At 36.2% G+C, this 400-nt stretch carries 1 pseudogene; it reads left to right on the top strand.

From position 1 onward, the window contains the following. Nucleotides 1-400 (top strand): annotated as a pseudogene (locus VQ048_RS13105) (TraG family conjugative transposon ATPase); the annotation flags it as partial.

Below are 400 nucleotides of genomic sequence, written 5' to 3'. Positions count from 1 at the left end.
ACCTAATATTCAAAAAGAAAATCTAAGTTTTTTAACGCGTTCATACGAAAGACATTTTAATGAACGCCCTTTTCTAAATCATCGTTGCTATCTATTCATAACACAAACCACTGAAAAGAGAATGCAAACCCAAAGTAACTTTTCCTCTCTTTGCAAAGGGCATTTTCTTCCAAAACAAGTAACCCAAAAGGAACATTTCACTCGCTTTTTAGAAGCCGTTGCACAATTTGAACGCATCTTGAATGATAGTGGATTTCTAAAACTCACTCGATTGACCGAAAAAGATTACATCGGCGATAAAAATTCCAAAGGCTTATGGGAACGCTATTTTAGTTTAACCCCAGACACCCATCAAAGTTTACAAGACATTTGTCTATCGCCAGAAGAAATGCGTATTGGC

The sequence above is a fragment of the Bergeyella anatis genome (assembly GCF_036016955.1).
Taxonomy (GTDB): Bacteria; Bacteroidota; Bacteroidia; order Flavobacteriales; family Weeksellaceae; genus JAYWXI01.
The sequence above is the reverse complement of the archived record's forward strand: the minus strand, read 5'-3'. Positions and strand labels throughout refer to the sequence as shown.